26 protein-coding genes are annotated in these 24,025 nt (G+C 73.8%); 13 read left to right on the top strand and 13 right to left on the bottom strand.

Annotated elements, in window-relative coordinates:
- Window positions 1-104 precede the first annotated feature (104 nt).
- The 7 genes from ABEB09_RS35005 to ABEB09_RS19815 all read left to right on the top strand — a co-directional run bounded on the left by ABEB09_RS35005 (window position 105) and on the right by ABEB09_RS19815 (window position 3,852).
- A complete protein-coding gene (locus ABEB09_RS35005) occupies window positions 105-428 on the top strand; it encodes a sigma factor (RefSeq protein ID WP_425580053.1) in 324 nt (107 codons plus the stop codon).
- The gene (locus tag ABEB09_RS35000; protein WP_425580052.1) at window positions 407-655 is read left to right on the top strand and encodes a sigma factor-like helix-turn-helix DNA-binding protein; all 249 of its coding nucleotides are present in this window, start codon (window positions 407-409) and stop codon (window positions 653-655) included. The genes ABEB09_RS35005 and ABEB09_RS35000 overlap by 22 nt, the downstream gene beginning before the upstream one ends.
- Window positions 648-809, top strand: coding sequence for a hypothetical protein (locus ABEB09_RS19835; protein WP_345691265.1), 162 nt, complete (start codon window positions 648-650; stop codon window positions 807-809). Before ABEB09_RS35000 ends, ABEB09_RS19835 begins: the two co-directional genes overlap by 8 nt.
- A complete protein-coding gene (locus ABEB09_RS19830) occupies window positions 806-1,480 on the top strand; it encodes a hypothetical protein (protein ID WP_345691264.1) in 675 nt (224 codons plus the stop codon). Before ABEB09_RS19835 ends, ABEB09_RS19830 begins: the two co-directional genes overlap by 4 nt.
- A gap of 53 nt (window positions 1,481-1,533) precedes the next feature.
- A complete protein-coding gene (locus tag ABEB09_RS19825) occupies window positions 1,534-2,775 on the top strand; it encodes a L,D-transpeptidase (protein WP_345691263.1) in 1,242 nt (413 codons plus the stop codon).
- 136 nt (window positions 2,776-2,911) lie between these two features.
- Complete coding sequence (locus ABEB09_RS19820; RefSeq protein ID WP_345691262.1) at window positions 2,912-3,328, top strand: hypothetical protein; 417 nt, start codon at window positions 2,912-2,914, stop codon at window positions 3,326-3,328.
- A gap of 392 nt (window positions 3,329-3,720) precedes the next feature.
- A complete protein-coding gene (locus ABEB09_RS19815) occupies window positions 3,721-3,852 on the top strand; it encodes a hypothetical protein (RefSeq protein WP_345691261.1) in 132 nt (43 codons plus the stop codon).
- Between the two features lie 36 nt (window positions 3,853-3,888).
- Here ABEB09_RS19815 and ABEB09_RS19810 read toward each other — a convergent pair whose 3' ends face one another.
- Genes ABEB09_RS19810 through ABEB09_RS19795 form a run of 4 tightly spaced genes read right to left on the bottom strand, consistent with a single transcriptional unit; the run spans window position 3,889 to window position 7,725 of the window.
- Window positions 3,889-5,058 carry a serine hydrolase domain-containing protein gene (locus tag ABEB09_RS19810; RefSeq protein ID WP_345691260.1) on the bottom strand — a complete coding sequence of 390 codons (1,170 nt, stop codon included), beginning with the start codon at window positions 5,056-5,058 and terminating at the stop codon, window positions 3,889-3,891.
- A gap of 51 nt (window positions 5,059-5,109) precedes the next feature.
- Window positions 5,110-5,913 (bottom strand): energy-coupling factor ABC transporter ATP-binding protein, encoded by an 804-nt coding sequence (locus ABEB09_RS19805; RefSeq protein WP_380839882.1) that lies wholly within the window; start codon window positions 5,911-5,913, stop codon window positions 5,110-5,112.
- A complete protein-coding gene (gene cbiQ, locus ABEB09_RS19800) occupies window positions 5,910-6,671 on the bottom strand; it encodes a cobalt ECF transporter T component CbiQ (protein WP_345691258.1) in 762 nt (253 codons plus the stop codon). Before cbiQ ends, ABEB09_RS19805 begins: the two co-directional genes overlap by 4 nt.
- A gap of 1 nt (window position 6,672) precedes the next feature.
- A complete protein-coding gene (locus ABEB09_RS19795; RefSeq protein WP_345691257.1) occupies window positions 6,673-7,725 on the bottom strand; it encodes an energy-coupling factor ABC transporter permease in 1,053 nt (350 codons plus the stop codon).
- A gap of 167 nt (window positions 7,726-7,892) precedes the next feature.
- Here ABEB09_RS19795 and ABEB09_RS19790 point away from each other — a divergent pair, with 167 nt between their 5' ends.
- Window positions 7,893-8,342: an SsgA family sporulation/cell division regulator gene (locus ABEB09_RS19790; protein WP_345691256.1), complete on the top strand. Its 450-nt coding sequence runs from the start codon at window positions 7,893-7,895 to the stop codon at window positions 8,340-8,342.
- 45 nt (window positions 8,343-8,387) lie between these two features.
- Here ABEB09_RS19790 and ABEB09_RS19785 read toward each other — a convergent pair whose 3' ends face one another.
- Both ABEB09_RS19785 and ABEB09_RS19780 read right to left on the bottom strand, forming a co-directional pair.
- The gene (locus ABEB09_RS19785) at window positions 8,388-10,607 is read right to left on the bottom strand and encodes an MMPL family transporter (RefSeq protein ID WP_345691255.1); all 2,220 of its coding nucleotides are present in this window, start codon (window positions 10,605-10,607) and stop codon (window positions 8,388-8,390) included.
- A 148-nt stretch (window positions 10,608-10,755) separates the two neighbouring features.
- Window positions 10,756-11,328: a TetR/AcrR family transcriptional regulator gene (locus tag ABEB09_RS19780; RefSeq protein ID WP_345691254.1), complete on the bottom strand. Its 573-nt coding sequence runs from the start codon at window positions 11,326-11,328 to the stop codon at window positions 10,756-10,758.
- 254 nt (window positions 11,329-11,582) lie between these two features.
- Here ABEB09_RS19780 and ABEB09_RS19775 point away from each other — a divergent pair, with 254 nt between their 5' ends.
- The 3 genes from ABEB09_RS19775 (at window position 11,583) to ABEB09_RS19765 (ending at window position 16,544) form a co-directional block, all read left to right on the top strand.
- Window positions 11,583-14,837 (top strand): S41 family peptidase, encoded by a 3,255-nt coding sequence (locus ABEB09_RS19775; protein WP_345691253.1) that lies wholly within the window; start codon window positions 11,583-11,585, stop codon window positions 14,835-14,837.
- 268 nt (window positions 14,838-15,105) lie between these two features.
- Window positions 15,106-15,495 carry a peptidase inhibitor family I36 protein gene (locus ABEB09_RS19770; RefSeq protein WP_345691252.1) on the top strand — a complete coding sequence of 130 codons (390 nt, stop codon included), beginning with the start codon at window positions 15,106-15,108 and terminating at the stop codon, window positions 15,493-15,495.
- Between the two features lie 92 nt (window positions 15,496-15,587).
- Entirely contained in the window at window positions 15,588-16,544 is a 957-nt protein-coding gene (locus tag ABEB09_RS19765; protein WP_345691251.1) for a hypothetical protein, read from the top strand.
- 72 nt (window positions 16,545-16,616) lie between these two features.
- Here the strand turns inward: ABEB09_RS19765 and ABEB09_RS19760 are convergent, their stop codons facing one another.
- The 4 genes from ABEB09_RS19760 to ABEB09_RS19745 all read right to left on the bottom strand — a co-directional run bounded on the left by ABEB09_RS19760 (window position 16,617) and on the right by ABEB09_RS19745 (window position 20,303).
- Window positions 16,617-16,826: a hypothetical protein gene (locus tag ABEB09_RS19760; RefSeq protein WP_345691250.1), complete on the bottom strand. Its 210-nt coding sequence runs from the start codon at window positions 16,824-16,826 to the stop codon at window positions 16,617-16,619.
- Window positions 16,827-16,945: 119 nt separating this feature from the next.
- Complete coding sequence (locus ABEB09_RS19755) at window positions 16,946-17,827, bottom strand: SDR family oxidoreductase (RefSeq protein ID WP_345691249.1); 882 nt, start codon at window positions 17,825-17,827, stop codon at window positions 16,946-16,948.
- On the bottom strand, window positions 17,824-18,750 hold the full coding sequence (locus tag ABEB09_RS19750; protein WP_345691248.1) for an alpha/beta fold hydrolase: 927 nt from the start codon (window positions 18,748-18,750) through the stop codon (window positions 17,824-17,826). The genes ABEB09_RS19755 and ABEB09_RS19750 overlap by 4 nt, the downstream gene beginning before the upstream one ends.
- Window positions 18,747-20,303: a flavin-containing monooxygenase gene (locus ABEB09_RS19745; RefSeq protein WP_345691247.1), complete on the bottom strand. Its 1,557-nt coding sequence runs from the start codon at window positions 20,301-20,303 to the stop codon at window positions 18,747-18,749. The genes ABEB09_RS19750 and ABEB09_RS19745 overlap by 4 nt, the downstream gene beginning before the upstream one ends.
- 156 nt (window positions 20,304-20,459) lie before the next feature.
- Here ABEB09_RS19745 and ABEB09_RS19740 point away from each other — a divergent pair, with 156 nt between their 5' ends.
- A complete protein-coding gene (locus ABEB09_RS19740; RefSeq protein ID WP_345694000.1) occupies window positions 20,460-21,098 on the top strand; it encodes a MerR family transcriptional regulator in 639 nt (212 codons plus the stop codon).
- Between the two features lie 9 nt (window positions 21,099-21,107).
- Here ABEB09_RS19740 and ABEB09_RS19735 read toward each other — a convergent pair whose 3' ends face one another.
- Window positions 21,108-21,869, bottom strand: a complete 762-nt coding sequence (locus ABEB09_RS19735; RefSeq protein ID WP_345691246.1) for a TetR/AcrR family transcriptional regulator — start codon at window positions 21,867-21,869, stop codon at window positions 21,108-21,110.
- A 120-nt stretch (window positions 21,870-21,989) separates the two neighbouring features.
- Here ABEB09_RS19735 and ABEB09_RS19730 point away from each other — a divergent pair, with 120 nt between their 5' ends.
- A complete protein-coding gene (locus ABEB09_RS19730; protein WP_345691245.1) occupies window positions 21,990-22,208 on the top strand; it encodes a hypothetical protein in 219 nt (72 codons plus the stop codon).
- Here the strand turns inward: ABEB09_RS19730 and ABEB09_RS19725 are convergent.
- Together ABEB09_RS19725 and ABEB09_RS19720 are read right to left on the bottom strand one after the other, a co-directional pair.
- On the bottom strand, window positions 22,162-23,145 hold the full coding sequence (locus ABEB09_RS19725; protein WP_345691244.1) for a DUF6528 family protein: 984 nt from the start codon (window positions 23,143-23,145) through the stop codon (window positions 22,162-22,164). The genes ABEB09_RS19730 and ABEB09_RS19725 overlap by 47 nt on opposite strands.
- A 46-nt stretch (window positions 23,146-23,191) precedes the next feature.
- A complete protein-coding gene (locus ABEB09_RS19720) occupies window positions 23,192-23,989 on the bottom strand; it encodes an exodeoxyribonuclease III (protein WP_345691243.1) in 798 nt (265 codons plus the stop codon).
- Window positions 23,990-24,025 lie beyond the last annotated feature (36 nt).

Raw genomic sequence — 24,025 nt, 5'->3', positions numbered from 1 at the left:
ACACCCGCCCGGCCACGTCGCCGAATTGGCCGGTAACGTTTCGCGGCCGCCGGGCGTGACCTCTGTGAAAGCGCGGAGTGCGGCACTGGGGGGAGCGGGGGTTCATGTCGGCATCAACCGATTTCGACGAGTTCTACACGGCCACGGCGCGTCGCCTGGTCGCGGCGGTGTACGCCGCCACCGGCGACCTGACGGAGGCGGAGGACGCGGTGCAGGAGGCGTATGCCCGCGCCTGGCAGCGCTGGGACCGCCTCACGCGGGAGGGCGACCCGACCGCGTGGGTGCGGACGGTCGCCCTGCGCCTGGCCATCAGCTCCTGGCGGCGCGCCCGCAACCGGATACGGGCCCACATCACACACGGTCCTCCCCCGGACCTGCCGGCCTGGGCCCGGAGCGGGTCGCGCTGGTGCGCGCCCTGCAGGCGCTGAAGGCGCATGAGCGGACCGTCCTCGTCCTCCACCACCTGCTCGACCTGCCCGTCCAGCAGGTGGCGCGGGAGACCGGCCTGTCGGAGGGCGCGGTGCGTACGCGCCTGAGCCGGGCGCGCAGAGCCCTGGCGGCGCACCTGCGCGACGCCGAGTCCCCCCACCCACCCACGACCCACCCGCGGCAGAAGACGACGAGGAAGAGGAAGGAGGTGCCCACCCTTGGCTGATCTGGAGAAGCACCTGCGCGACATCCTGGACGCCGCCGAGCCCTCCGTACGGCTGGCCGGCCCCGCCGCCGCCCGTGCCCGGCGGGGCGCCGGGCGGCCCGGCGGAAGGCGGCCGTTGCCGTGTCGTCCGCTCTCACTACGGCGGCCCTGGTGATCGTGTCCTGGAAGGCGCTCCCCGCGGACACCGCCCGCCGTGCGTCGGACCGGCACAGGCCCGCACAGGCACCGACGCAGCCCCCCGCCACGGGGGCGCGCGGCATCGAGACGGGGGCGCTGCTGCCACCCAGCGGGGTGCCGTACCACGCGAAGGCGTCGTGGAAGGAGGTGCGGACGTCCACCGACTCCCCCCAGCCGCTGCTCGCCCCGACCGGTCACTGCCCGGTGGAGCAGCCCGGCGGTCACCCGGACCGGCGCCGCCCCACCGCTCAGGCGTCGCGCGACTACAGGAGCACGAGCGTGTCGTCGGGGACGGCCCGGCACGCCCTGGCGACGTACGCCGACGCCGGCAGCGCCGGGGCCGCCGCGGCGTCGCTGGACCGTGTCCTGCGCGACCGCTGCGAACTGACCTGGGCCGCCATGGGCAGCGCCCAGCTGTACACCAGGCCGGGGGACGGTGCCCGCCCGGCGGTCGAGATCGTGGTGATGCGCTCCGGCAAGGCCCTCTCCGTCGTCCATACGGAAGGCCGCGTCCTGTTCGGCTCGGGCTACGTCGACGGCCCCGCCCTGCGGTGCATGCGCATGTCCCTGGCCCGCCTGGACCCCGCCGCCGCGACACCCCCGGAGGACGCCGAGGACCGTGCCGCCCGGGAGCAGAAGCGTTGCTGAGCCCACCTCCCTCACTCCACGCCTGTCACCGTCACCGCTTACGAAGGATCCCCGTGCGTCACTCCCTCATTCCCCGCCGGACCGTCCGCCTCGCCGTGGCCTCGTCGCTCGCACTCGGCGTCATGTTCCTGACCGGCTGCCAGTCGCCGCCGGCCCCGTCCGGCCGGAGCGCACCGGCCGCGGCCGCCGAGGACGCCGAGCCCGCCCGGGTCACCGTGTCCCTGGGGAACGCGGACGGCGCCGCCGGCACCACCGGCGGTCTGCTGGCTTCGGACGCCCCGGTCCGCGTCCGGGCGACCGGCGGGACGCTGACCGAGGTCACGGTCACCCCGGACGGCGGCAAGGACGCCGTAGCGGTCACGGGGACGTGGGAGAACGACAAGCGGGGCTGGCGCTCCACACGCACGATGACGCCGGGAGCGACGTACAGGCTCCGCGCGACCGCGAAGAACGCCGCGGGCCTTCCGACCACCCGGGAGGCGACCTTCCGCGTCATACCGGCGGACCGCGTCAACGGGGTCACCGTCACCCCGGCCCGGGACACGGTCGTCGGCGCGGGCCAGCCCGTCTCCCTGGCCTTCGACCACCCGGTCAAGAACAAGGCAGCGGTGGAACGGCAGTTGACCGTCACCGCCATCCCGAAGGCCGAAGGGTCGTGGGGCTGGACGAAGGACCCCCTCACCGGTGTGGAGAGCGTCCACTGGCGGCCCCGCACCCCCTGGGCGAAGGGCACCAAGGTCACGCTCACGGCACGGCTCAGCGGTGTCGACACCGGCGACTCCCGCCTACTGCGCCGGGACGTGTCGACGACGTTCACGACGGGCACGGTCCGGATCTCCAAGGTGGACCTGAAGAAGCACACCATGACGGTCCACGAGGACGGACGGCCCATCAGGACGCTGCCGATCAGCGGCGGCTCCCCCGAATACCCCACCTGGAACGGCACGATGGTGGTCCTCGGCAAGGAGCGACTGGTCCGCATGACCAGCGCGTCGGTGAACATAGCCGACTTCTACGACAAGAACGTCCCCTGGGCCGTGCACCTCACCACGTCGGGCACGTACGCCCACGCGGCTCCCTGGAACGAGGGCAAGGGCGTCTTCGGCCGCAGCAACACCAGCCACGGCTGTGTCGGCATGTCCGAGGCGGACGGCAAGTGGTTCTACGACCGGGCGGTGCGCGGCGACATGGTCGAGGTCACGGGCTCCACCCGGCGCACGGTCCCGACGGGCAACGGCTTCGGCGGCTGGAACCTTTCGTACGACGAGTGGCGCGAGCTCGGCGCTCTCCGCTGAACCACCGCCGCCGGTGGCGCTTTTCGGCCGACGTGCGGTCGGGGGCGCGTCGGTCCGTACACGGATTCGCCTGTCGCTCGTTGTTCCCGGGGAGCCCTTGGACGGCTCCGTACCGAGACATGCAGAGGTGACGACGGTGACCCATTGGACCCCGCATCCGGAGCTGCTCGTGTCACGGACCGCGGCCGACTATCTGTCCCGGAAGCCGGCCACGGTCCTGACGGAGAAGCAGGTCAGAAGGGCCGTGCAGGTCGCGCACGACGTCAAGGGGCTGATCCCGGCCTCCCTGACCGTCGCGCAGCTCCGCGTCCTGTTCACGGCACCCCCGGACTGGCTGCTGGACCACCACCGCACGCTGATCGCCAAGGGGGTCGCGACCGCGCGGCACGAGGTCGTCCTGGAGGACGGGGCCGAGCCGCCCCGCCCGCGGGAGACACCCGAACCGCCGCCGGTACAGCGGCGGAGGACGCCTCAGCAGGCACCGGGGAACGCTCCGCGGACCGCACGGCCTTCGGCGCCCCTCATCCCGGTCTTCCGCGAGCCGACCCTCTGACCCACCCGGGCCTCGGGTCGGCGAAGCCCGGGGAGCCGCCCGGGCCGGGGGCGAGGCCCGGAAAGCCGCCAGGGCCGGGGTCGGCGAAGCCCGGGGAGCCGCCGAGGCCGGGGAGCCGCCGAGGCCGGGGTCGGCGAGGCCCGGGGAGCCGCCAGGGCCGGGGTCGCCGAGGCCCGGGGAGCCGCCGAGGCCGGGGAGCCGCCGAGGCCGGGGTCGGCGAGGCCCGGGGAGCCGCCAGGGCCGGGGTCGGCGAGGCCCGGGGAGCCGCCCGGGCCCGGGTCGCCGAAGCCCGGGGAGCCGCCAAGGCCGGGGAGCCGCCCGGGCCGGGGTCGCCGAAGCCCGGGGGGCGCCTAGGCCCGGGAGCCGCTGCGGCGCGGGGTTACGACGCGGTCGTGCTGGAACTGGTTCTGGCCGCCGTCGTGCTGGGCGAGTCGGCGACGGAGCCGGCCGAGCGGGCGTTCCGCCTGGTGACCGAGGCGGCCGGCGCGCTGGACGTGCCCCTCCGCACAGGGGCATGTTCCTGAGCAGCGTGCTGGGCCGTACCGGCCCCTCGGGCGGCGTCAGCCGATCGACTTGCGGACCGCGCGTATCAGGGCCTGGGCCCTCGGGTCGGCCGTGACGCCCTTGCGCATGCCGTTGGTGACGTAGCCGAGGGCGATGCCCGACTCGGGGTCGGCGAAGCCCAGGGAGCCGCCGCGGCCCGGGTGGCCGAAGGAGCCGGGGGCCAGGAGCGGCGAGGCGGGGCCGTGGAGCATGTAGCCGAGGCCGAAGCGGGTACCGACGACCAGGACGCGGTCCGGGCCCGCCGACTCCTCGGTGCGGGCCATGGCCAGGGTCGCCGGGGCGAACAGGCGGTGGCCGTCGACCGGGCCGAGGGTCGCCGCGTAGAAGCGGGCCAGGGCGCGGGCCGTGGAGATGCCGCCCGAGCCGGGCAGGCCCGCCGCGCGGTAGGCGGGGGCGTTCTCGTCGGGCAGCGGGTCGATCACCCGGAACGCCCGCCTGGTCAGGGACTCCGGGTCCTCGTACGCCTCGGCCACCGAGCGCTTGGGGCGCAGCACCAGGCCGCCGGCGGCCGCCTCGGGCTCCGGCAGCGGGCCCATGCGGCCCACCCGGTGCGCCTCCTCGTCCGGGAGGCCGAGCCACAGGTCCAGCCCCAGGGGGCCGGCGATCTCCTCGGCGACCCAGCGGCCGATGGGGCGGCCGGTCACGCGGCGGACCAGGCCCGCAAGCAGCCAGCTGAACGTGTGCGCGTGGTAGCCGTGGTCCGTGCCGGGCTCCCAGACGGGGGCCTGGGCCGCGACGGCCTCCGCGCCGGCTTCGAGGTCCAGGGCCTGCGCCAGGCTCAGCGGGGCGTCCAGGACGGGGACGCCCGCGCGGTGGGCCAGCACGTGCCGGACCAGCGTGCGCTCCTTGCCGGCCGCCTTGAACTCCGGCCAGTACGTGCCGACTGGCGCGTCCAGGTCGAGCTGGCCGCGCTGGTGGAGCAGCAGCGGGACCGCGGCCGCCACGCCCTTGGTCGCCGAGCGGACCACCTGGGCCGTGTCGACCGCCCAGGGCGCCGTACCGTCGACGTCCTTGGCGCCGGCCCACAGGTCGACGACCTTCCGGCCGTCCCGGTACACGGCGACCGCCGCGCCCCGTTCCCCGCGCTGGTCGAAGTTGCGCGAGAAAGCGTCCCTCACCGGCTCCCAGCCGGGGTCCACCGTGCCCTGGATGTCCTGGACGTCCACCACTTCCACTGTGCTTTCTCTCGGGGTCGGCTCACCCCATGGTGCAACGGCTCAGTGCGCGCCCGGATTCCGGGTCGGCCTCGCGGTCGGGTCGAAGCCGAACGGCAGCTCCAGGCGGTGCCGGCGCATCAGCTCCTCGTCGGCGAGGAGTTCCCCGGTGGGGGCGTCCGCGGCGATGACGCCCTCGCTGAGGATCACCGAGCGGGGGCACAGCTCCATGGCGTAGGGGAGGTCGTGGGTGACCATGAGGACCGTGACGTTCAAGGAGCGGAGGATGTCGGCCAGTTCGCGGCGGGAAGCCGGGTCGAGGTTGGAGGACGGCTCGTCCAGGACGAGGATCTCCGGTTCCATGGCGAGGACCGTGGCGACGGCGACGCGGCGGCGCTGGCCGAAGGAGAGGTGGTGCGGGGGGCGGTCGGCGTACTCGGCCATGCCGACCCGCTCCAGGGCCCGCAGGACCGTGGACTCCAGTTCCTCGCCCCGCTGGCCCGCCGTCGCCGGGCCGAACGCCACGTCCTCCCGGACCGTCGGCATGAACAGCTGGTCGTCGGGGTCCTGGAAGACGATGCCGACCCTGCGGCGGATCTCCTTCAGGTTCTCCGGGGCGACCTGGAGGCCGGCGACCGACACCGTGCCCGCGCCGCCGGTGAGGATGCCGTTGAGGTGCAGGACCAGGGTGGTCTTGCCGGCGCCGTTGGGGCCGAGGAGGGCGACGCGCTCGCCGCGTTCGACGGTCAGGTCGACGCCGAAGAGGGCCTGGTGGCCGTCGGGGTAGGCGTAGGCGAGGCCGCGTACGTCGAGCGAGGGCACGAAGGACAGCGACGGGGATGCGGGCGTGGGCGAGGTCGACGTCATAGCGTCCATCCCAGCAGACAGACCAGCAGGGCCGACAGCGGGAGGGCCGCGGCCTGCCCCCACTGCGCCCGGGACGCCGTGGCCTCGTCGATCACCGGCATGGAGCCGGCGTACCCGCGGCTGACCATCGCGAGGTGGACGCGCTCGCCGCGCTCGTAGGAGCGGATGAACAGCGCGCCGGCCGACTTCGCCAGGACGCCCCAGTGGCGGATGCCCTTCGCCTCGAAGCCGCGGGAGCGGCGGGCGATGGACATCCGGCGCATCTCGTCGGTGATGACGTCCCCGTACCGGATCATGAAGGAGGCGATCTGCACCAGGAGCGGCGGCAGCTTCAGGCGCTGGAGGCCCAGCAGCAGGGCGCGCAGTTCCGTCGTCGCGGCCAGCAGGACGGACGCGGCGACGCCCAGGGTGCCCTTGGCCAGCACGTTCCAGGCGTCCCACAGGCCGGGGACGGACACGGGGACGCCGAGCAGCGTCGTCTGCTCGCCCGGCACCACGAACGGCATCAGGAACGCGAAGGCGACGAACGGGATCTCGATCAGCAGGCGCTTGAGGACGAACGCCGGGGGGATCCGGGCGGCCGCCGTCGCCCCCGCCAGCAGCAGCGCGTACAGCCCGAAGGCCCACATCGCCTCGCGCGGCGTCGAGACGACGACCACGACGAAGCAGAACACCGCGGCGAGCTTGGTGTGCGCGGGCAGGGCGTGGACCGGTGAGTGGCCGTGCCGGTAGAGCCTGTGGGCGTGCCCGGCCCCCATGTCAGACGGATTCCTTCACGCGGGGCTCCGGGACCGCCTCCCCGGTGGTACGGCGTCGGCGCGTCGCCCAGAACACGCCCGTACCGAGCGCGAGCGTCGCGCCGACGCCGATGGTGCCCGCCAGCCCCCCGGACAGGCGGGCGTCCGTGATGTCCTTCACGCCGTAGTCGGCGAGCGGGGAGTCCGCCGTGGCGTGCTCCTCGACGGTGCGGTCGATGCCGTAGTCGGCGGCGACCCTCTCCAGACCGTCCGGGCTGGCCGAGGCGTAGAAGGACACGAAACCGGCCAGGACCAGGGCGGCGGCGACACCGGCCGCCCAGACCTTCCGGGTGGAGGGGGGTGCCGCGGGGGCGGCGGTGGGTGCCGCGTCGACCAGCTCGCCGCCGACGCGCAGCTTCAGCGGCGCGGTGAGGCCGCGTGCGCCGTACACGAGGTCGGGGCGTACGGCGATGACGGCGCCGACGGTCGCGGTGGTGATCAGGGCCTCGCCGACGCCGATGAGGACGTGGACGCCCACCATCGCGGCGAGGACCTTGCCGACGGGGACGTCGGTGGTGCCGCCCACGGCGTAGATCAGGGTGAAGGCGGCGGCGGAGGCGGGTACGGAGACGAGGGCGGCGACGAAGGAGGCGATGGTCACCGAGCGGCGGCCCCGGGGCAGCGCCTTGACCAGGCCGCGGAAGAGGGCGTACGAGACGAGGACGGTGACGCCGCCCATGACGGTGATGTTCACGCCGAGCGCGGTGAGCCCGCCGTCGGCGAAGAGGACGCCCTGCATGAGCAGGACGACGGCGATGCAGAGCATGCCGGTCCAGGGGCCCACGAGTATCGCGGCCAGCGCCCCGCCGAGGAGGTGGCCGCTGGTGCCGGCGGCGACGGGGAAGTTCAGCATCTGCACGGCGAAGACGAACGCGGCGACCAGGCCGGCCAGCGGCGCGGTCCGCTCGTCCAGCTCCTTGCGGGCGCCTTTCAGGCCCGCGGCGACGGCGCCCGCGGCGACGAGACCGGCTGCCGCGGAGACGGGTGCGTTGATGAATCCGTCAGGCACATGCATGGCTTCAGGACCGCTTTCCGGCTGTCGGTGATGTGGGCCGTTCGATGATGACCGCTCCTGCAAAGAGGTTGCAAGAGCATGCGCGTCACAGAAGGGGCCGGGCGCACTCCCCGGAAGGGTGGGACATTTGAGACATATGGGGTATGGGGACAGAGGTACGCAGTGGCATGACGACGACGGCGACGGTGAGGAGCCCCACGATGCGCCCCGACGACACAGCCGGAGAAGCCTCCCTCGGCACGGCGGAGGCCGCGGACGACGCCTCCCGTGCCGGACCTCCGCGGGTCGAGGTCCGCGCCCGGGGGCTGGTGGTGACCGACGGCCCGCTGCCGCGCCCGATCCCGGTGGCGCTGCGCTACGACGCGGGCGCCGGACCCGACGCCGTACGGTTCGCCTTCCCGGGCGGCACGGTGCGGACCTGCCCGCGCGGCCTGCTGGAGAGGGGGCTGCGGGCGCCCGTGCACGGCGGGGACGTGGACGTGTGGCCGTGCGGGCGGGTGCAGACGGTGGTGGAGTTCCACTCGCCCGAGGGCACGGCGGTCGTGCAGTTCGACTCGTCGGCGCTGATGCGGTTCCTGCGACGCACGTACGCCGTCACCACGCCGGTCACGGGGTGACCGTGCCGGCGTGGTGACGGCTCCGTCGGGCGGTGCGGCGGCGGATCAGGCGCGGACGAGTTCCTTGCGCGCGTCCGGGTCCTGGTCGCCGTCCCGGTCGCCGGATCCGAGCCGCTCGCGCAGGCCCTCGCCCTCGACGTCCACGTTGGGCAGGATCCGGTCCAGCCAGCGCGGCAGCCACCAGGCCCTGCGGCCCAGCAGGGCCAGCACGGCCGGGACGATCGCCATCCGGACGACGAAGGCGTCGAAGAGGACGGCGGTGGCGAGGCCGAAGCCGATCATCTTGACCATCTGCTCGCTGGCGCCGATGAAGCCGGCGAACACAGCGATCATGATCACGGCGGCGGCGGTGACCACGCGGGCGCCGTGCCGGAAGCCGGTGACGATCGCCTCGCCGGGCCGCTCGCCGTGGACGAACGCCTCCCGCATACGCGTCACGAGGAACACCTCGTAGTCCATCGCGAGGCCGAAGACGACGCCCACCATGAAGATCGGCATCATGCTCATGATCGGACCGGTCTGCTCGACGCCGAACAGCGAGCCGAGCCAGCCCCACTGGAAGACCGCGACGACCGCGCCGAGGGCGGCGACCACGGAGAGCAGGAAGCCCAGCGCCGCCTTGAGCGGGACCAGCACGGAGCGGAAGACGACCATCAGCAGCAGGAAGGCGAGCCCGACGACGAGGCCCAGGTAGGGCAGCAGCGCGTCGTTCATCTTCTGCGAGAAGTCGATGTTCATCGCGGTCTGGCCGGTCACGAGCACGTCGTCGCCGGTGGCGTCCCGGATGTCGTGGACCAGCTCCTCGGTGCGCGTGGAGGACGGGCGGTCCTCGGGCACCACGGTGATCATGGCCGTGTCGCCGGCCTTGTTGGGCGTGGCCGGGGTGACGGCGGCGACGCCGTCGAGGCCGCGGATCTCCTGGGCGGCGCGGTCGGCGGCGGCCTTGTCGCCGTCGACGACGACGAGGAGCGGGCCGTTGAAGCCGGGGCCGAAGCCGTCGGACAGCAGGTCGTACGCCCGGCGCTGGGTCGTGGAGGTGGGCTGGGCCCCGTCGTCGGGCAGGCCCATCTCCAGGGACGCGGCGGGTACGGCGAGGGCGCCGAGGCCGAGGACGCCGACGAGGAGGACGGCCACGGGGCGGCGCAGGACGAAGCGGGCCCAGCGGGTACCGGCGTTGGGCTTCGCCGCGGCCGTGTCCTTGGTGAGGTCGACGCCCGCCTCGACGCCCGCCGCCTCGGCGGCCTTGCGGGCCTTGCGGCCCACGATCCGCTTGCCGGCGTAGCCGAGGAGCGCGGGTATCAGGGTGAGCGCGATGAGGACGGCGATGGCGACGGTGCCGGCGGCGGCGACGCCCATCTTGGTCAGCATCGGGATGTTGACGACGGCCAGGCCGACGAGGGCGATGACGACGGTGAGTCCCGCGAAGACGACGGCGGACCCGGCGGTGCCGACGGCCCGGCCCGCGGCCTCCTCGCGCTCGCGGCCCTCGGCCAGTTCGGCGCGGTAGCGGGAGACGATGAACAGCGCGTAGTCGATACCGACCGCGAGGCCGATCATCGTGGCGAGGGTGGCGGTGGTGGAGCCGAGGTCGAGGGCGCTGGAGAGCGCGGTGATGGAGGACACGCCGATGCCGACGCCGATGATCGCGGTGAGCAGCGGCAGTCCGGCGGCGACGAGGGCGCCGAAGGTGATGACCAGGACGACCCCGGCGACGACCACGCCGATGATCTCGCCGGTGCCGGTCTCGGGCACGGTCTGCAGGGCGTCGCCGCCGATCTCGACGGTGAGCCCGGCGTCGCGGGCCTCGGCGCCGGTGTCCTTCAGGGCGTCACGGGTGGCGTCGGTCAGCTCCATCCCGTTGACCTTGTACGACACCTGGACGTAGGCGGTCGTGCCGTCGCGGGAGACGGCTCGCGCGGTGTACGGGTCGGTGACGTTGGCGACCTGGGCGGAGCCGGAGCGCAGCTCACCGACGGCCTGGTCGACCCGGGCCTTGTTGGCCGGGTCGGTCATCTTCTGGCCGTCGGGCGCCTTGAAGACGACCCGGGCGGTCGCGCCGTCGGCGCTCGCACCGGGGAAGCGCTCCTCCAGCAGGTCGAAGGCGCGCTGGGCCTCGGTGCCGGGTATGGAGAAGGAGCTGGAGGTCGCTGCGGGCGCGGACGCGGCGCCCACTCCGGCGAGCGCCAGCAGCGCGACCCACAGGAGGGTCACGAGATGGCGCCGCCGGAAGGCGAACCGGCCGAGCCGGTGGAGAAACGTGGCCACTGGGGCGTACTCCCGAGGTGAGGATGGGACAGGAAGGGTTGGGGAGTGGCCCGACAGCGTGAGCGGTGCGCGTCAGGTACGGCTGGGTACGGCACGGCGTCGTGCGTACCGCGGGGTGGTGCGGGGCGGGCGGGGAGGCCCGGCCCGGTCAGACGCCGAGGGCGGGGAAGACCACGGCGTCGAGGTACTGGGCGAGGAACGCCTGGTCGACCGGGCGGTCCTCGATCAGGGGGCGGGCGATGAACGAGCCGATCATCATGTGCGGGACGAGGCGCAGCGCGGGGTTGTCGGCAGCGACCTCGCCCCGTTCGACGGCTCGGCGCAGGAGCGCGTCGAGCCCGGTCATCTCGGGGGCGATCAGCAGTTCGCGCAGCGCCTGGAGCAGTTCCGGGTGGCTGTGGATGGCGTGGGCGAGGCCCCGCATCATGGCGGAGTCCTTCTCCATCCGGCAGTCGTCGGAGCGCCGGACCATTTCGAGGAAGTCTCCGCGCAGGGTGCCGGTGTCGATCTCGTCGAGCCGGACCGGCTTGTGGTGCCGAAGCGCCTGGGCGACCAGCTCGGGCTTGGACCCCCACTGGCGGTAGAGGGTGGCCTTGCTGGAGTGCGTGCGGGCGGCGATCGCGTCCATGGTGAGACCGTCGTAGCCGACCTCGCCGAGGAGGTCGATGACGGCTTCGTACAGCTCGGACTCGCGTTCCGCGGTGAGCCTGCTGCGGGCCATGGGCGTCTTCCATTCCGAACGAAACGGTTTCGTACACCAGAAGGATAGGCCGGGGGCTCCGCGAAACGAAACCGTTTCGTACGTGTCGCTCGTCACCCGGCTCCGGACCACTGCCCCGCCCGGGGAAAGCCCGCCGTCCCGCCGAGCGAAAGCCTGCCGCCCCACCCGCGCGAAAGCCCGGCGGACGCCCGGCGAAAGCCCGGCGAACGCCCGGTCGAGTTGCCGCGCCCCCGGAGCGCGGAAAGCATGACTGTGTGAGCAGCGACGGCGCGTACCTCCGGTATCCCCACCTCCACAAGGACCTGCTGTGCTTCGCGGCCGAGGACGATCTGTGGGTCGCCCCCCTCGTCCCCGAGGGCGAATCGCCCGGCCGCGCCTGGCGCGTCACCGTCGACCGGACGAGGATCGGCCATCCCCGCTTCTCGCCCGACGGGACGCACATCGCGTTCACCAGCTGGCGCAGCCTCGACCCCGAGATCCACCTCGTCCCGGCCGACGGCGGACCGGCCCGCAGGCTCAGCTACTGGGGGTCGCTCGACACCCGGGTGTGCGGCTGGGACCCGGACGGCAACATCCTGGCGGTGGCGTCGCACGGCCAGCCGTTCTCGCACTTCTCGTGGGCGTACAAGCTCTCCACCGACGGCAGCCCGGGCCGCCGCCTGCCCTGGGGACCCTGCGCCGACATCCAGGTCGCCGACGTCGAGGGCGAGCACCGCACGCTCCTCCTGACCGGCAAGCCCCCGCACGAGCCCGCCGCCTGGAAGCGCTACCGGGGCGGGGCGACGGGCCGGATGTGGCTGCACGGGCAGCGGCTGCTGCCGGACGTCGACGGGCACCTGGACAGCGCGATGTTCGTCGGCGGCCGGATCGCGTTCCTCTCCGACCACGAGGGCGTCGGCAACCTCTACTCGTGCCTGCCCGACGGCTCCGACCTGCGCCGCCACACCGACCACGACGCGTTCTACGCCCGGCACGCCTCGTCCGACGGGCGGCGCGTGGTCTACCAGTGCGCGGGCGACCTGTGGATCGTCGACGAGCTGACACCCGACTCGCGGCCGCGGAAGCTGGAGGTGCGCCTGGGCGGGACGCGCGCGGGGCGGCGCCGCTACCACGTGCCGGCCTCGCAGCACCTCCAGGCGGTGGCGGTCGACGAGACGGGCCGGGCCAGCGCGGTGTGCGTGCGCGGCAGCCTGTACTGGCTCACGCACCGCGACGGTCCCGCCCGGTCGATCATCGACGTGCCGGGCGTCCGCGTGCGGCTGCCGGAGATGCTGGGCAGCGGCGGCCGGGTCGCGTACGTGACGGACGCGGAGGGAGAGGACGCGGTCGACGTGGCGTACCTGCCGCGCGCGAGCGGCCCCCGGGAGCCGCGCCGGCTGGCGGCGGGCGAACTGGGCCGGGTGCAGGAGCTGGTGGCCGACCCGGACGGGGAGCGGCTCGCGATCGCCTCGCACGACGGGCGGCTGCTGCTGCTCGACGTGTCGGAGGAGTCCAACGGCGAGGTCACGGAGTTGGTCCGGTCGGTGAACGGGGCGGTGCGGGACCTGGCGTTCTCGCCCGACGGGGCGTGGCTGACGTGGTCGCACCCGGGCATCGGGCGGTCGCTGCGGAAGATCAGGATGGCCCGCATCAAGGACCGGCTGGTCGTGGACGTGACGAACGGGCGGTTCGAGGACGAGAGCCCGGTGTTCACGCGGGACGGGCGGTATCTGGCGTTCCTGTCGTGGCGGGGCTTCGACCCGGTGTACGACGTGCACACCGGCGACCTGTCGTTCCCGCTGGGCTGCCGCCCCTACCTGGTGCCGCTGTCGTCGACGACCCTGTCGCCGTTCGCCCTGTCGCCGGAGGGCCGGCCGGCGGCGGGCGGGCTGGACCCGGGCGACGACGAGCAGACGGGCGACGGGACCGTGCTGGTCGAGGTGGAGGGGCTGGAGAGCCGGGTGACGCCGTTCCCGGTGGCCGCCTCCAAGTACTCGTCGCTGCGCGCCGTGAGCGGCGGCGGCCTCGTGTGGCTGCGCTGGCCCATCTCGGGTGCCCTGGGCGAGACGTTCGTCAATCCGTCCGACCCGTCGGAGCGGCCGACGCTGGAGCACTTCAACCTGGTGAAGGCCCGCAAGACGGAGCTGGTCGCGCACCTGGACTGGTACGCGGTGAGCGGCGACGGCACCCGGCTCGTGGTCGTCGACGAGGGCGATCTGCGGGCCGTGCCCGCGACCGAGGTCGGCGACAGCGACACCACCGTGTACGTGGACGCCCGCCGCATCCAGCACGAGGTGGACCCGACCGCGGAGTGGCGGCAGGCCTACGACGAGGCGGGGCGGATCATCCGGGCGTACTTCTGGGACGCCGGCATGAGCGGCGTCGACTGGGACGGGGTTCTCGACCAGTACCGGCCGCTCGTCGAACGGGTCGCCTCCCCCGACGAGTTCGCCGACCTGCTGCGCGAGGTCCTCGGCGAACTGGGCACCTCCCACGCGTACGTGACCCCCGCCCGCCGCAACGAAGGCCCCCCGCACTACCAGCGGGCCATGGGGCTGCTCGGCGCCAACCTCGTGTGCCGGGACGGGAACTGGGTGGTCAAGCGGATCCTGCCTGGCGAGTCGTCGGACTCCAAGGCCCGCTCGCCGCTGGCGGGCACGGGCATCCGGGAGGGCGCCATCCTCACGCACGTGGACGGGCGCCCGGTGGACCCGGTGACCGGCCCGTACCCGCTGCTGGCCGCCGCCGGCGGCACGACGGTGGAACTGACGTTCGCCCCGGCGGAGGACGAGGCGGGCCGCTCGCGCCGCGTTGCCGTGGTGCCCCTGGTGGACGAACGGCCGCTGCGGTACCAGGACTGGGTGGCCAAGCGGCGCGGCGTGGTGCGGGAGCTGAGCGGCGGCAAGTGCGGCTACCTCCACATCCCCGACATGGGCGGCTCGGGCTGGGCGCAGTTCAACCGCGACCTGCGCATGGAGATGTCCCGCCCGGCGCTGATCGTGGACGTACGGGGCAACGCGGGCGGCCACATCAGCGAGCTGGTCGTCGAGAAGCTGACCCGCCGGATCCTGGGCTGGGACCTCACGCGCAACGCCGAGCCCGTCTCGTACGCCTCGAACGCGCCGCGCGGCCCGGTCGTCGCCCTCGCCGACGAGGCCACCTCCTCGGACGGCGACATGATCACGGCCGTGTTCCGGCTCCAGGGGCTCGGCCCGGTCGTCGGCCAGCGCACGTGGGGCGGTGTCGTCGGCATGACGGGGCGTCACCGGCTGGGCGACGGCACGGTGATCACGGTGCCGATGAACGCGGCCTGGTTCGACGAGTACGGCTGGTCCGTCGAGAACCACGGCGTGGAGCCCGACCTGGAGATCCTGCGCACGCCGCTGGACTGGGCGGAGGGCCGGCACCGGCAGCTGGCCGACGCCGTGGAACTGGCGCTGGAGCTGCTCGACAAGTCCCCGGCGGCGCAGCCCCCGGACTACTCCGACGTGCCGGACCGCAGCAGGCCGCCGCTGCCGCCGCGCGCCTGACGGGGCGGGACGGGTGCGGGACGTCCGTCCCGCTGCCGCCGCCCGTCCTGGGCGGGCGTCCCACGCCACCGTCGCGGGGAGCGTTCTCGCAGGTCACACGAGCTTCCGGGGCGGGACGGATCCCGCGGCGTCCCGTCCCGCCGGTGAGACATGGCTGTGACGGCGACAGGTGATCAAGACTGCAAATAGCCCCACGGAGAGCGGCTGCGGCCGCAAATCCTCCCCTCGGTGGCGACTTTCCGTCTTCTATTTCCTGAGGAGTACGCCCATGCGTCGCTCACGCCGTCTTCTGTCCCTCGCCGCCGCCGCGGGTGCCGCCGCGCTGCTGCCGCTGGCCGGCCCGGCCGCCCCCGCGCAGGCCGCCGACGCGGTCTGCGCGGCCGGTTACCTGTGCGTCTGGGACCAGACCTCCTACGAAGGCCGCAAGGCGGTCTTCAAGGACACCAACAAGTCCTGGGCGGGTTACTTCATCAACAACAAGGACGCCTCCTGGGCCAACGCGGGAACGTCCGGTCTCAACGCCTGTGTCTGGGGCGACGAGTACAGCATGGTCTGGGGCTGGGGCGGCGGCGTGAAGGTCATCAGCGCCGGCACCTCGTCCGCGAAGGACGCCTACCGCGCCTACAAGGGCAGCTCCAACAGCTGGGGCAACTGCTGACCCGAGCCCCCACAGGGACACCTCGCCGCCGTTCCGGGCACGGGCCCGTGCCCGGAACGGCTCGCCCCGACCACAGAAAGCCCACCACCACCATGCCGGTCCCTCCCTCCCGCGCCCCCTTCGCCGTGCCGCTCGGGCTCGGCCTGCTGCTGCTCACCGGCTGCGGCGCCTCCCCCTCCACGCCGGCCGCTCCCGCGACGCCGACGTCCGACCCGGTGCCCGCCGCGCCCTCCCGTGTCCAGGAGGCCGACGGGACGCTCACCCGGGACGCCGAGCGGTATCTCTTCCTGGCGGAGGGCCACTTGGTGAGCCGCTGCATGGCCCGCCAGGGCTTCGCGTACGTCGTGCGCACCCCGCCCGAGGCGGCCCTGGCGGGCGCCCCGCCCGTCGACTTCGGAGCCGTCGACCCGGCTGACGCCCGCACGCGTGGCTACGGCCCGGTCCCCCACACCGACGGCAGCACCTCGCGGTTCGTCGCGGAGGATCCCAACAGGGCCTATGCGAAGGGCCTCTCGCCGAAGCTGCGGGCCGCCTACGAGAAGGCGCTCTTCGGCGACCGGGCGAAGGAGACGCGCATCGCGCTGCCCGACGGCGAGAGCATCACGACGAACCCCGACGGCTGCACCGCCGACGTGCGCCGCGCGCTCTACGGCGGTGACCTAGCGGCGTACCTGCGCAACGACTACATCGAGAACAACCTCGACCGGGCCGTGCTGAACCGGATGGCCGCCGACCCCGCACGGGACAAGGCGCTCGGCGCCTGGAAGCGCTGCATGAAGGACCGCGACCGGCCCTTCGACGACCCGGGCGCCGCGCGCTCCGCCGCGTGGAAGACCCGGAAGGGCGACCGGCCCACCGCGACGGAGACCGCCATCGCCGTCGCCGACGCGGAGTGCCGCGTCACGAGCCGGCTGACGACGGTCCTCCAACAGCTCGACCGTACGTACCGCGCGCGTCTCACCCGGGAGCGCGCCGCACAGGTGAACGCCAACCGGGCGACCCGCGCCGAAGCCGTCCGGCGGGCCGGGCGCCTCCTGGCGGAGCGGTGAGGCCGGGACGGCAACGCCCCCGGGGCGGGCCGCCGTCAGGCGTGCCCGCCCCGGGCTGCGCGGGAACCCGCGTCAGGCGTCGTAGTCCCGGTTCATCCGGTCCTGCGCGTCGCGCATGGTGTCGTCCATGTCGCGTCCCATGGGCCGATTGCGCTGCGGCTGCTGCTGCTTGCCCTTGCGCTGGGTGCGCTGCTGCGCCTCGTCCTTCATGCGCTGGGCGCCCTGCTTGCCCTGCTGCTTGAGCTGTTCGGCCTTCTCGTTGAACTGGTCCTGGATGCCCATACGGGTCTCACTCCTAGAGGGTGGGGGGATGCGGGGCCATCTCCGACCCCGGCCTCGACCAGCCTGGCACGAGCCGACATAGCACGCACTTCGATCACAGAGTGACCATTCGGGCGCTTTCAGTCACGCTCCGCACGGGCGCGCTCGTCGGCCGCCCCGCCCGCGCCGACGAGGCCCTTGCTCACGCCCGCCAGCCGGGGCTCGAAGCGCCGCACCTCCCGCTGCCCCACCGTGGCGATGAGGCCCGGCAGGTAGCCGCGTACGGACTGCATGCCCCGCAGCCACCACTGGGCGTACACATGGGGCGCGCGCCGTTCGATGCCCGCGACGATCCGGTCGACGGCCGGTCCGAGGGGGTACGTGCGGTTCGACGGCCAGGGCAGCCGCTGCCTCAACTCCCGCATCACGTCGTCCTGGTCGGCGCCGCGCACCATGTCGGTGTCCGTCCAGGAGAGGTAGCCGACGCCGACGCGCACGCCCCGGTGGGCGACCTCGGCGCGCAGGCTGTGCGCGAAGGCCTCGACACCGGACTTGGAGGCGCAGTACGCGGTCATCATGGGCGCCGGGGTGATCGCCGCGAGGGAGGCGATCTGGAGGAAGTAGCCGCGGCTCTCGAGCAGGACGGGCAGGAAGGCCCGGCCGGTGACCGCGCCGCCGATCAGGTTGACCTCGATGACCCGCCGCCAGGCCACGGGGTCGGAGTCGGCGAAGGGCCCGCCGGCCGCGACGCCCGCGTTGGCGACGACGACGTCGACCTTGCCGAAGCGTTCCTTCACCTCGTGCGCGACACGGGCCATGGTCTCGTGGTCGGTGACATCGGCGTGCCACCAGTCGCTCTCGGTGTGGAGCCGGCCCGACACCCGCTTCAGCTCCTCGGGTTCGAGGCCGACCAGGGCGATCTTGGCGCCGCGCGCGGACAGTTTGCGGGCGAGCAGTTCGCCGACGCCCCGTGCGCCGCCGGTGACGACGGCGACCTGTCCCTCCAGGCTGACCCTGCTCATACGGCTTCCTCCGTCTGCTCGGTGGTGCGGTCGCGTTCGCCGCTGACGTACGTGGCGGCCAGCTCTCGGATCCGGGCCGTGACCACCTCCGGCGCCTCGACGGGCGTCATGTGGCCGATGCCGGCGAGTTCGTCGAGGCCCACGCAGAGGGGCAGGGCGGCGGCGAGGGCGCGGGCGTGGACGGGCGGGGTGAGCCGGTCGGCGGTTCCGGCGATCACGGCGGTCGGCACGCGCAGCTCCCGTACGCCCGCCTCCAGGTCGAGCTCGGCGAGCACGTGCGACCAGGCGACCCGCACGGCACGCGGACAGGCGTGCACGATCCGGGCGCACACGGTGACCCGGTCGGGCGCCGAACCGGGGCCCATGGTCGCGTACTTGAGGATCGCCTTGGACACCGGCGTGACCGGACCGAGCGGGGCGCGGGCGCCCAGGATCAGCCGCGTGAGCCGGGTGCGGACGCGCCCGGGGCGCATCGGCACGACGAGCGACTCGGCCACCAGCCGGGACGCGCCGGTGCTGCACAGCAGGACCGCGGCGGCGTGGTCGCGCAGGGCGGGGCGGCCGGCGGCGGCCATCAGGGTCATGCCGCCCATGGAGTGGCCGGCCAGCACGGCCCGCTCGCCGGGGGCGAGGGTGGCGGCGAGCACGGCCTCCAGGTCGTCGGCGAGGGCCCGGGTCGAGTAGCCCGAGCGGTCGACGGCGGGGGTGCGGCCGTGGCCGCGCTGGTCGTAGACGACGACCCGGTGGTCGGCGGACAGCTCCCGTACCTGGGCGGCCCAGAAGGCGGTGGAACAGGTCCAGCCGTGGGCGAGGACGACGGCGGGAGCGCCCTCGGGGCCGTACACCTCGACGTGCAGGGTCGAGCCGTCGACGGAGACGGCGGTCAGGGTCCGCGCGGGGGCGGGGGCCGGTATGAGGCTCATGCCGCGGCCTCCTTCTTCGCGGTGCGGGAGGCGCGCTTCGGCTTCTCGCCGGCGGCCGGGTGCTTCTCCGGTACGCGCACGACGTCGTACTCGGCGAGGTCCACCGTCCGTGTGGCGCGCCGGAACTCGCCCGTGGTGCCCGGCCAGAGCGTGGTGTTGCGGCCGTTGGCGTCGAGGTACCAGCTGTCGCAGCCGCCCGACTTCCACACCGTGCGCTCCATCCGGTCCTGGACGAGCCGGTTCCAGGCGGCGACCGCGTCCGGCCGCGGGGTGAGGGCGGTGCGCCCGCCGAGGACGTTCAGCTGGCGCAGGTAGTCGGCCATGTAGTTCAGCTGGGACTCGATCATGAGGATCATCGAGGAGTTCCCGAGGCCGGTGTTGGGGCCGATGATGGTCATCCAGTTGGGGAACCCGGCGGCGGTGGCGCCGCGCAGCGACTCCATGCCGTCCTTCCACGCCTCGGCGAGCGTGATGCCGTCCGCGCCGACGACCCGCTCGGCGATGGGCATGTCCGTGACGTGGAAGCCCGTGCCGAAGACGATCGCGTCGACCTCGGCCTCGCTGCCGTCGGCGGCGACGGCGGTCCGGCCGCGTACCTCGGCGAGGCCGGAGGCGACGACGTCGACATTCGGGCGGGCGAGGGCCGGGTAGTAGTCGTTGGACAGCAGGATCCGCTTGCAGCCGATGCGGTACGACGGGGTCAGCCTGGCCCGCAGCGCCGGGTCCTTGATCGCGCGGGCGATGTTGGCCTTGGCCAGCGACTCGACGAGGCCCATCTGCGCGGGCCGCTTGGTGAAGGCGCCGACCTGGAGTTCGCGGATGCCCCACAGGATGCCGCGGCGGGCCTTGGCGGTGAACGGCAGCTGCCGGTGCAGCCACCGCTCGGCGCCGGTGATGGCGCGGTCCATGCGCGGCATCACCCAGGCGGGGGTGCGCTGGAAGAGGGTGAGCCGGCCGACGCGGGGCTGGACGGACGGCACGATCTGGATCGCGGAGGCGCCGGTGCCCACCATGGCGACGCGCTTGCCGGTCAGGTCGTAGTCGTGGTCCCAGCGGGCGGAGTGGAAGACCTTGCCGCCCGCCTCGCGGAACCCGTCGAGGCCGGGGATGTCGGGGATCTTCGGGTCGGACAGCGGCCCGGTCGCGGAGACCACGACGTCGGCGCTGAGCGTCCCGCGCGAGGTCTCGATCTCCCAGCGCAGGGCGTCGCCGTCCCAGCGCATCATCGTCACCTCGTGGCCGAGGCGGAGGTGGGGGCGGAGCCGGAAGACGTCGGTGACGTGCTCCAGGTACGCGCGGATGTGGGGCTGGCCGGAGAAGGCGCGGGGCCAGTCGGGGTTGGGCGCGAAGGAGAAGGAGTACAGGTGCGACGGGACGTCACAGGCGCAGCCGGGGTAGCTGTTGTCGCGCCAGGTGCCGCCGACGGCGTCCGACCGTTCCAGGACGACGAAGTCGGTGATCCCCTCGCGGCGCAGCCGGACGGCGGCCCCGAGACCACCGAACCCGGAGCCGATCACCGCCACCCGTACGTGTTCGTGTTCGTGCTGGCTCATGCCCACCTCCCAAGACCCTGCCAGCAATCACTGGCACTGTCCGGGAGGGTAGGGCAGGGTCCTACCCAGCGGTAGGGGGCGCGCGCGGAAAAGTTACCGGCGGTACGACATAGGGTTGCGGACGTGACGAACGAGGGCGAGGACCGTGAATACCGGATGGAGGAGCTGGCGGAGGCGGCCGGCATCCCGGCCCGCACCCTGCGCTACTACCGCGAACGCGGACTGATCCCGCCGCCCCGCCGCGAGGGGCGCATCGCCTGGTACGGGCCGCGCCACCTGGCCCGGCTGCGCACGATCGCGGCGCTGCTGGAGCGGGGCCACACCCTGAACGGCATCGCGGACCTGGCCGGGGCGTTCGAGAGCGGCCGGGACGTGGGCGAGGTCCTGGGGCTGGGCGGGCCCACGGAGGAGGAGCCCGTACGGCTCACGCCGGAGCAGCTGGCCGACCACTTCGGCGACCAGGTCACGCCCGAGAACTTCGCCGCCGCCCTGGAGCTGGGCTACCTGGCGACGGACGGCGAGGAGATCGTCCACGTCAGCCGCCGCCTGCTCGACGTGTCCGCCGCGCTGGTACGGGAGGGCGTGCCGCTCGCGGCGGTCCTGGGGGCCGCCCGCCGGGTCCGCGACCACGCGGACGCGCTGGCCGCGCTCTTCATGGACCTGCTGCGCGAGCACGCCGCCGAGGAGGACGTCGCCCGGCTGCGCCCCCTGGCCAAGAGCGTGGTGGAGGCGGAACTGTCGATGGCCCTGGACCGCCGCACCCGCGACACGGCGAGGCCGTCGGCCGACGGCTGACGGACCGGCTCAGGCGCCGGGCAGGATCCTCTCCACGTGGTAGTCCAGCACCGCGCGCACCTCCGCCAGTGACCGGCGCCCGTGCACCACGTCCAGGCCGAGCCCCGTGGCGCCCGCCACCAGCAGGTCGGCCTCGTGGTTCCGGTCGAGGCCCGGCGCCGCACCCCCGGCCGCCTCGCCCGCCCCGATGATGTCCGCGACGAGCCGTTCCAGTGGCTGCTCGGCGGCGAGGAACACGGCCGCGAGCGCCGGATCGGTCAGGCTCCGGGCGTAGTACGCCGCGAACACCCGCAGGGCGAAGGCCCGCTGGTCGTCCAGCGGCAGGAACTCGTCCAGCAGCGACCGCAGCAGCCCGCGCGGATCCGCCATGCCGACCGGGATACGGGCCCTGGCCAGCCGCTCGTTCTCCTCGTGCAGCAGCCGCAGCGCCTCGACCATCAGCGCGTGCTTGCTGTCGAAGTGGTACTGCACCACCCGGAGCGACACGCGCGCCTCGGCCGCGATCGTCCGCATGCTCGCCGCGTCCAGGCCCCGTTCGGCGGCGATGCGCCACACCGCCTCGGCGATCCGCCGCCGCTGCCGAGCCCGCACGTCCGTCGGGCGCGCCTCGGGGGGCTCGACCGGGACGCCCGGAGCGGGCAGCCGCTGCTTGCGCCTGCGGTACGCCCGGGCCTGGCAGCTGCGGGAGCAGTACACGGGCGGACGACCCCGCTCCGGACGGCTCGTGGGCTTCCCGCACATGAGGCACACGGCCTTCTTTTCGTCACGCACACGTCTCACGGTAGCGCTCAAGAAAGTGTGACGTAAGCCCAAGTCAGCCGCCTGTTCAGGGAGAAATCCCCCACTCTGATTGATACGTTCGTAACGAACCCCCTCCCGAAAGGACAGACCGTGAAGTACGACGTCGTGCAGATCCTCGGCATGATCCTCATGGCCGTCTTCGGCCAGGGCCTCGTCCGGCTCCTCATCGACCACGACCATCGAGGCCTGCTCGGCTGGCTGCCCGGCGGTCTCGCTCCCGCGCTGGCCGCGTACGGGGTACTCACCGTCGCGGGCATCGCCCTCACCGCCTGGGCGTACCCGCGCGCGAAGGCCCTCGGGCGGCGCTAGACCCGACCGGCCACCAGCGGGCCTTGTAGATGCCGCCGCCCGGCAGGCGGTACGTCCCGGCCGGGCGGTGCACGGCGACGCTCGTCGTCCACCACGTCTCGGCGAGCCCCGGTTCAGGAGCCGTGGAGAGGACCTGACCGGTCAACAGGTCGTCGCCGACGGCCTTGACGCGCGGACGGCTCACGCGGGCCGCACCCGGGTACTCCCGGACGAACGCACGGCGGCTCTTCACGTACTGGTACACGGCGGTGCCGGTGCTCACCCACAGCCGGTCCGGGTTCCGCGCCACGGGCGCGAGGTCGTGCCCGCCGCGCCCCGGCAGCCGTACGCCGAAGGCCTCCACCAGGACCGGCCGCCCCGCCGGGCCGCCCACCCGCAGCGCGACCAGGCGCTCGCCGCCCAGGGCCCACAGCACCCGCAGCCGCCCGTCCCAGTGCAGGCCGTGCGCGTCCTCCAGCGCGAAGTCCACGTGCCCGGCGCGCGGCGGCGCCGCGTGCAGCCGCACCACGTCACCCGTACTGCCCGCGACCGCCACGCGGCCGTCCGGCAGCAGCTCGGCGCTGTGCGGGTTGACCCGGATCGTGCCCGGCGCCAGCGCGTCCGCCCAGTACCGCCGGCCCGAGGGGTACTCGACGACCGCCGCGAACCCGTACGAGGCGGTGGTCAGCACATACGTCCTCCCGCGCCACCGGCGCACCTTCGCCTCGTTCGGGTGCACCCAGCTGCGGGCGGGGTCCAGATCGGCGTACCGCGCGTCGCCGAGCGGCGAGAACGCCCACTTCACGTCGGCGGCCCCCCAGTCGCGCCGCCGCCCGTCGAACAGCACCAGCCGCCGGGACGCCTGCTCCGTCACCAGCACGTCGGGCGTGCCGAACGGCACCGCGGGGACACGGATCCCCGACAGGACCACGAACAACGCGACGAGTAGCGACGACACCCGCCCACGCTGCCACGCGGGTCCGCCCGGGCCCGCGGCGCCGCGCCTACAGCTCGTACACCGCCGTCACGGGCGCGTGGTCGCTCCAGCGCTCGCCGTGCGTCGCCGCGCGCTCGACCCAGGCCTTGACCGCCTTCGCGGCGAGGCCGGGCGTCGCGATCTGGTAGTCGATGCGCCAGCCCGTGTCGTTGTCGAAGGCGCGGCCGCGGTAGGACCACCAGGAGTAGGGGCCCGCCTGGTCGGGGTGGAGGGCGCGGACGACGTCGACGTAGCCGGCCTCGCCGAGGACACGGCCGAGCCAGGCGCGCTCCTCGGGGAGGAAGCCGGCGCTCTTGCGGTTGGCCTTCCAGTTCTTGAGGTCGGCCTCCTGGTGGGCGATGTTCCAGTCGCCGCAGACCACGACCTCGCGGCCGTCGGCCGCCGCCCGCTCCCGCAGCTCCTTGAGGTACGGCAGGAACGCGTCCATGAAGCGGATCTTCTCGTCCTGCCGCTCGGTGCCGACCTCGCCGGACGGCAGGTAGAGGCTCGCGACCGTCACGCCCGGCAGGTCGGCCTCCAGGTAGCGGCCGCTGCCGTCGAACTCGCTCGACCCGAAGCCGACCCGGACCGCGTCCGGCTCACGCCGTGTGTAGAGCGCCACACCGGCGCGGCCCTTGGCGGCGGCCGGGGCGTGCACGGTGAACCAGCCCTCGGGGGCCCGTACGGCGTCCGGGAGCTGGGACTCCTCCGCGCGCACCTCCTGGAGGCAGACGGCGTCGGCGGCCGTTCCGGCCAGCCATTCGACGAAGCCCTTCTTCGCGGCGGCGCGCAGGCCGTTGACATTGACGGTGGTGACGGTGAGCATCCCGGCACAATACGACAGAACCCATCGCGCCCCGCA

Source organism: Streptomyces coeruleoprunus (genome assembly GCF_039542925.1).
Taxonomy (GTDB): Bacteria; Actinomycetota; Actinomycetes; order Streptomycetales; family Streptomycetaceae; genus Streptomyces; species Streptomyces coeruleoprunus.
This window is presented reverse-complemented; position numbering and strand designations above follow the sequence as displayed.

Excerpts from the sequence above, each read along its gene's own strand:
- ABEB09_RS35005 (WP_425580053.1), top strand. The coding sequence starts at position 105 with ATGTCGGCATCAACCGATTTCGACGAGTTCTACACGGCCACGGCGCGT.
- ABEB09_RS19805 (WP_380839882.1), bottom strand. The coding sequence starts at position 5,913 with ATGACGTCGACCTCGCCCACGCCCGCATCCCCGTCGCTGTCCTTCGTG.
- cbiQ (WP_345691258.1), bottom strand. The coding sequence starts at position 6,671 with ATGGGGGCCGGGCACGCCCACAGGCTCTACCGGCACGGCCACTCACCG.
- ABEB09_RS19795 (WP_345691257.1), bottom strand. The coding sequence starts at position 7,725 with ATGCATGTGCCTGACGGATTCATCAACGCACCCGTCTCCGCGGCAGCC.
- ABEB09_RS19790 (WP_345691256.1), top strand. The coding sequence starts at position 7,893 with ATGACGACGACGGCGACGGTGAGGAGCCCCACGATGCGCCCCGACGAC.
- ABEB09_RS19780 (WP_345691254.1), bottom strand. The coding sequence starts at position 11,328 with ATGGCCCGCAGCAGGCTCACCGCGGAACGCGAGTCCGAGCTGTACGAA.
- ABEB09_RS19770 (WP_345691252.1), top strand. The coding sequence starts at position 15,106 with ATGCGTCGCTCACGCCGTCTTCTGTCCCTCGCCGCCGCCGCGGGTGCC.
- ABEB09_RS19765 (WP_345691251.1), top strand. The coding sequence starts at position 15,588 with ATGCCGGTCCCTCCCTCCCGCGCCCCCTTCGCCGTGCCGCTCGGGCTC.
- ABEB09_RS19760 (WP_345691250.1), bottom strand. The coding sequence starts at position 16,826 with ATGGGCATCCAGGACCAGTTCAACGAGAAGGCCGAACAGCTCAAGCAG.
- ABEB09_RS19755 (WP_345691249.1), bottom strand. The coding sequence starts at position 17,827 with ATGAGCAGGGTCAGCCTGGAGGGACAGGTCGCCGTCGTCACCGGCGGC.
- ABEB09_RS19750 (WP_345691248.1), bottom strand. The coding sequence starts at position 18,750 with ATGAGCCTCATACCGGCCCCCGCCCCCGCGCGGACCCTGACCGCCGTC.
- ABEB09_RS19745 (WP_345691247.1), bottom strand. The coding sequence starts at position 20,303 with ATGAGCCAGCACGAACACGAACACGTACGGGTGGCGGTGATCGGCTCC.
- ABEB09_RS19740 (WP_345694000.1), top strand. The coding sequence starts at position 20,460 with ATGGAGGAGCTGGCGGAGGCGGCCGGCATCCCGGCCCGCACCCTGCGC.
- ABEB09_RS19720 (WP_345691243.1), bottom strand. The coding sequence starts at position 23,989 with ATGCTCACCGTCACCACCGTCAATGTCAACGGCCTGCGCGCCGCCGCG.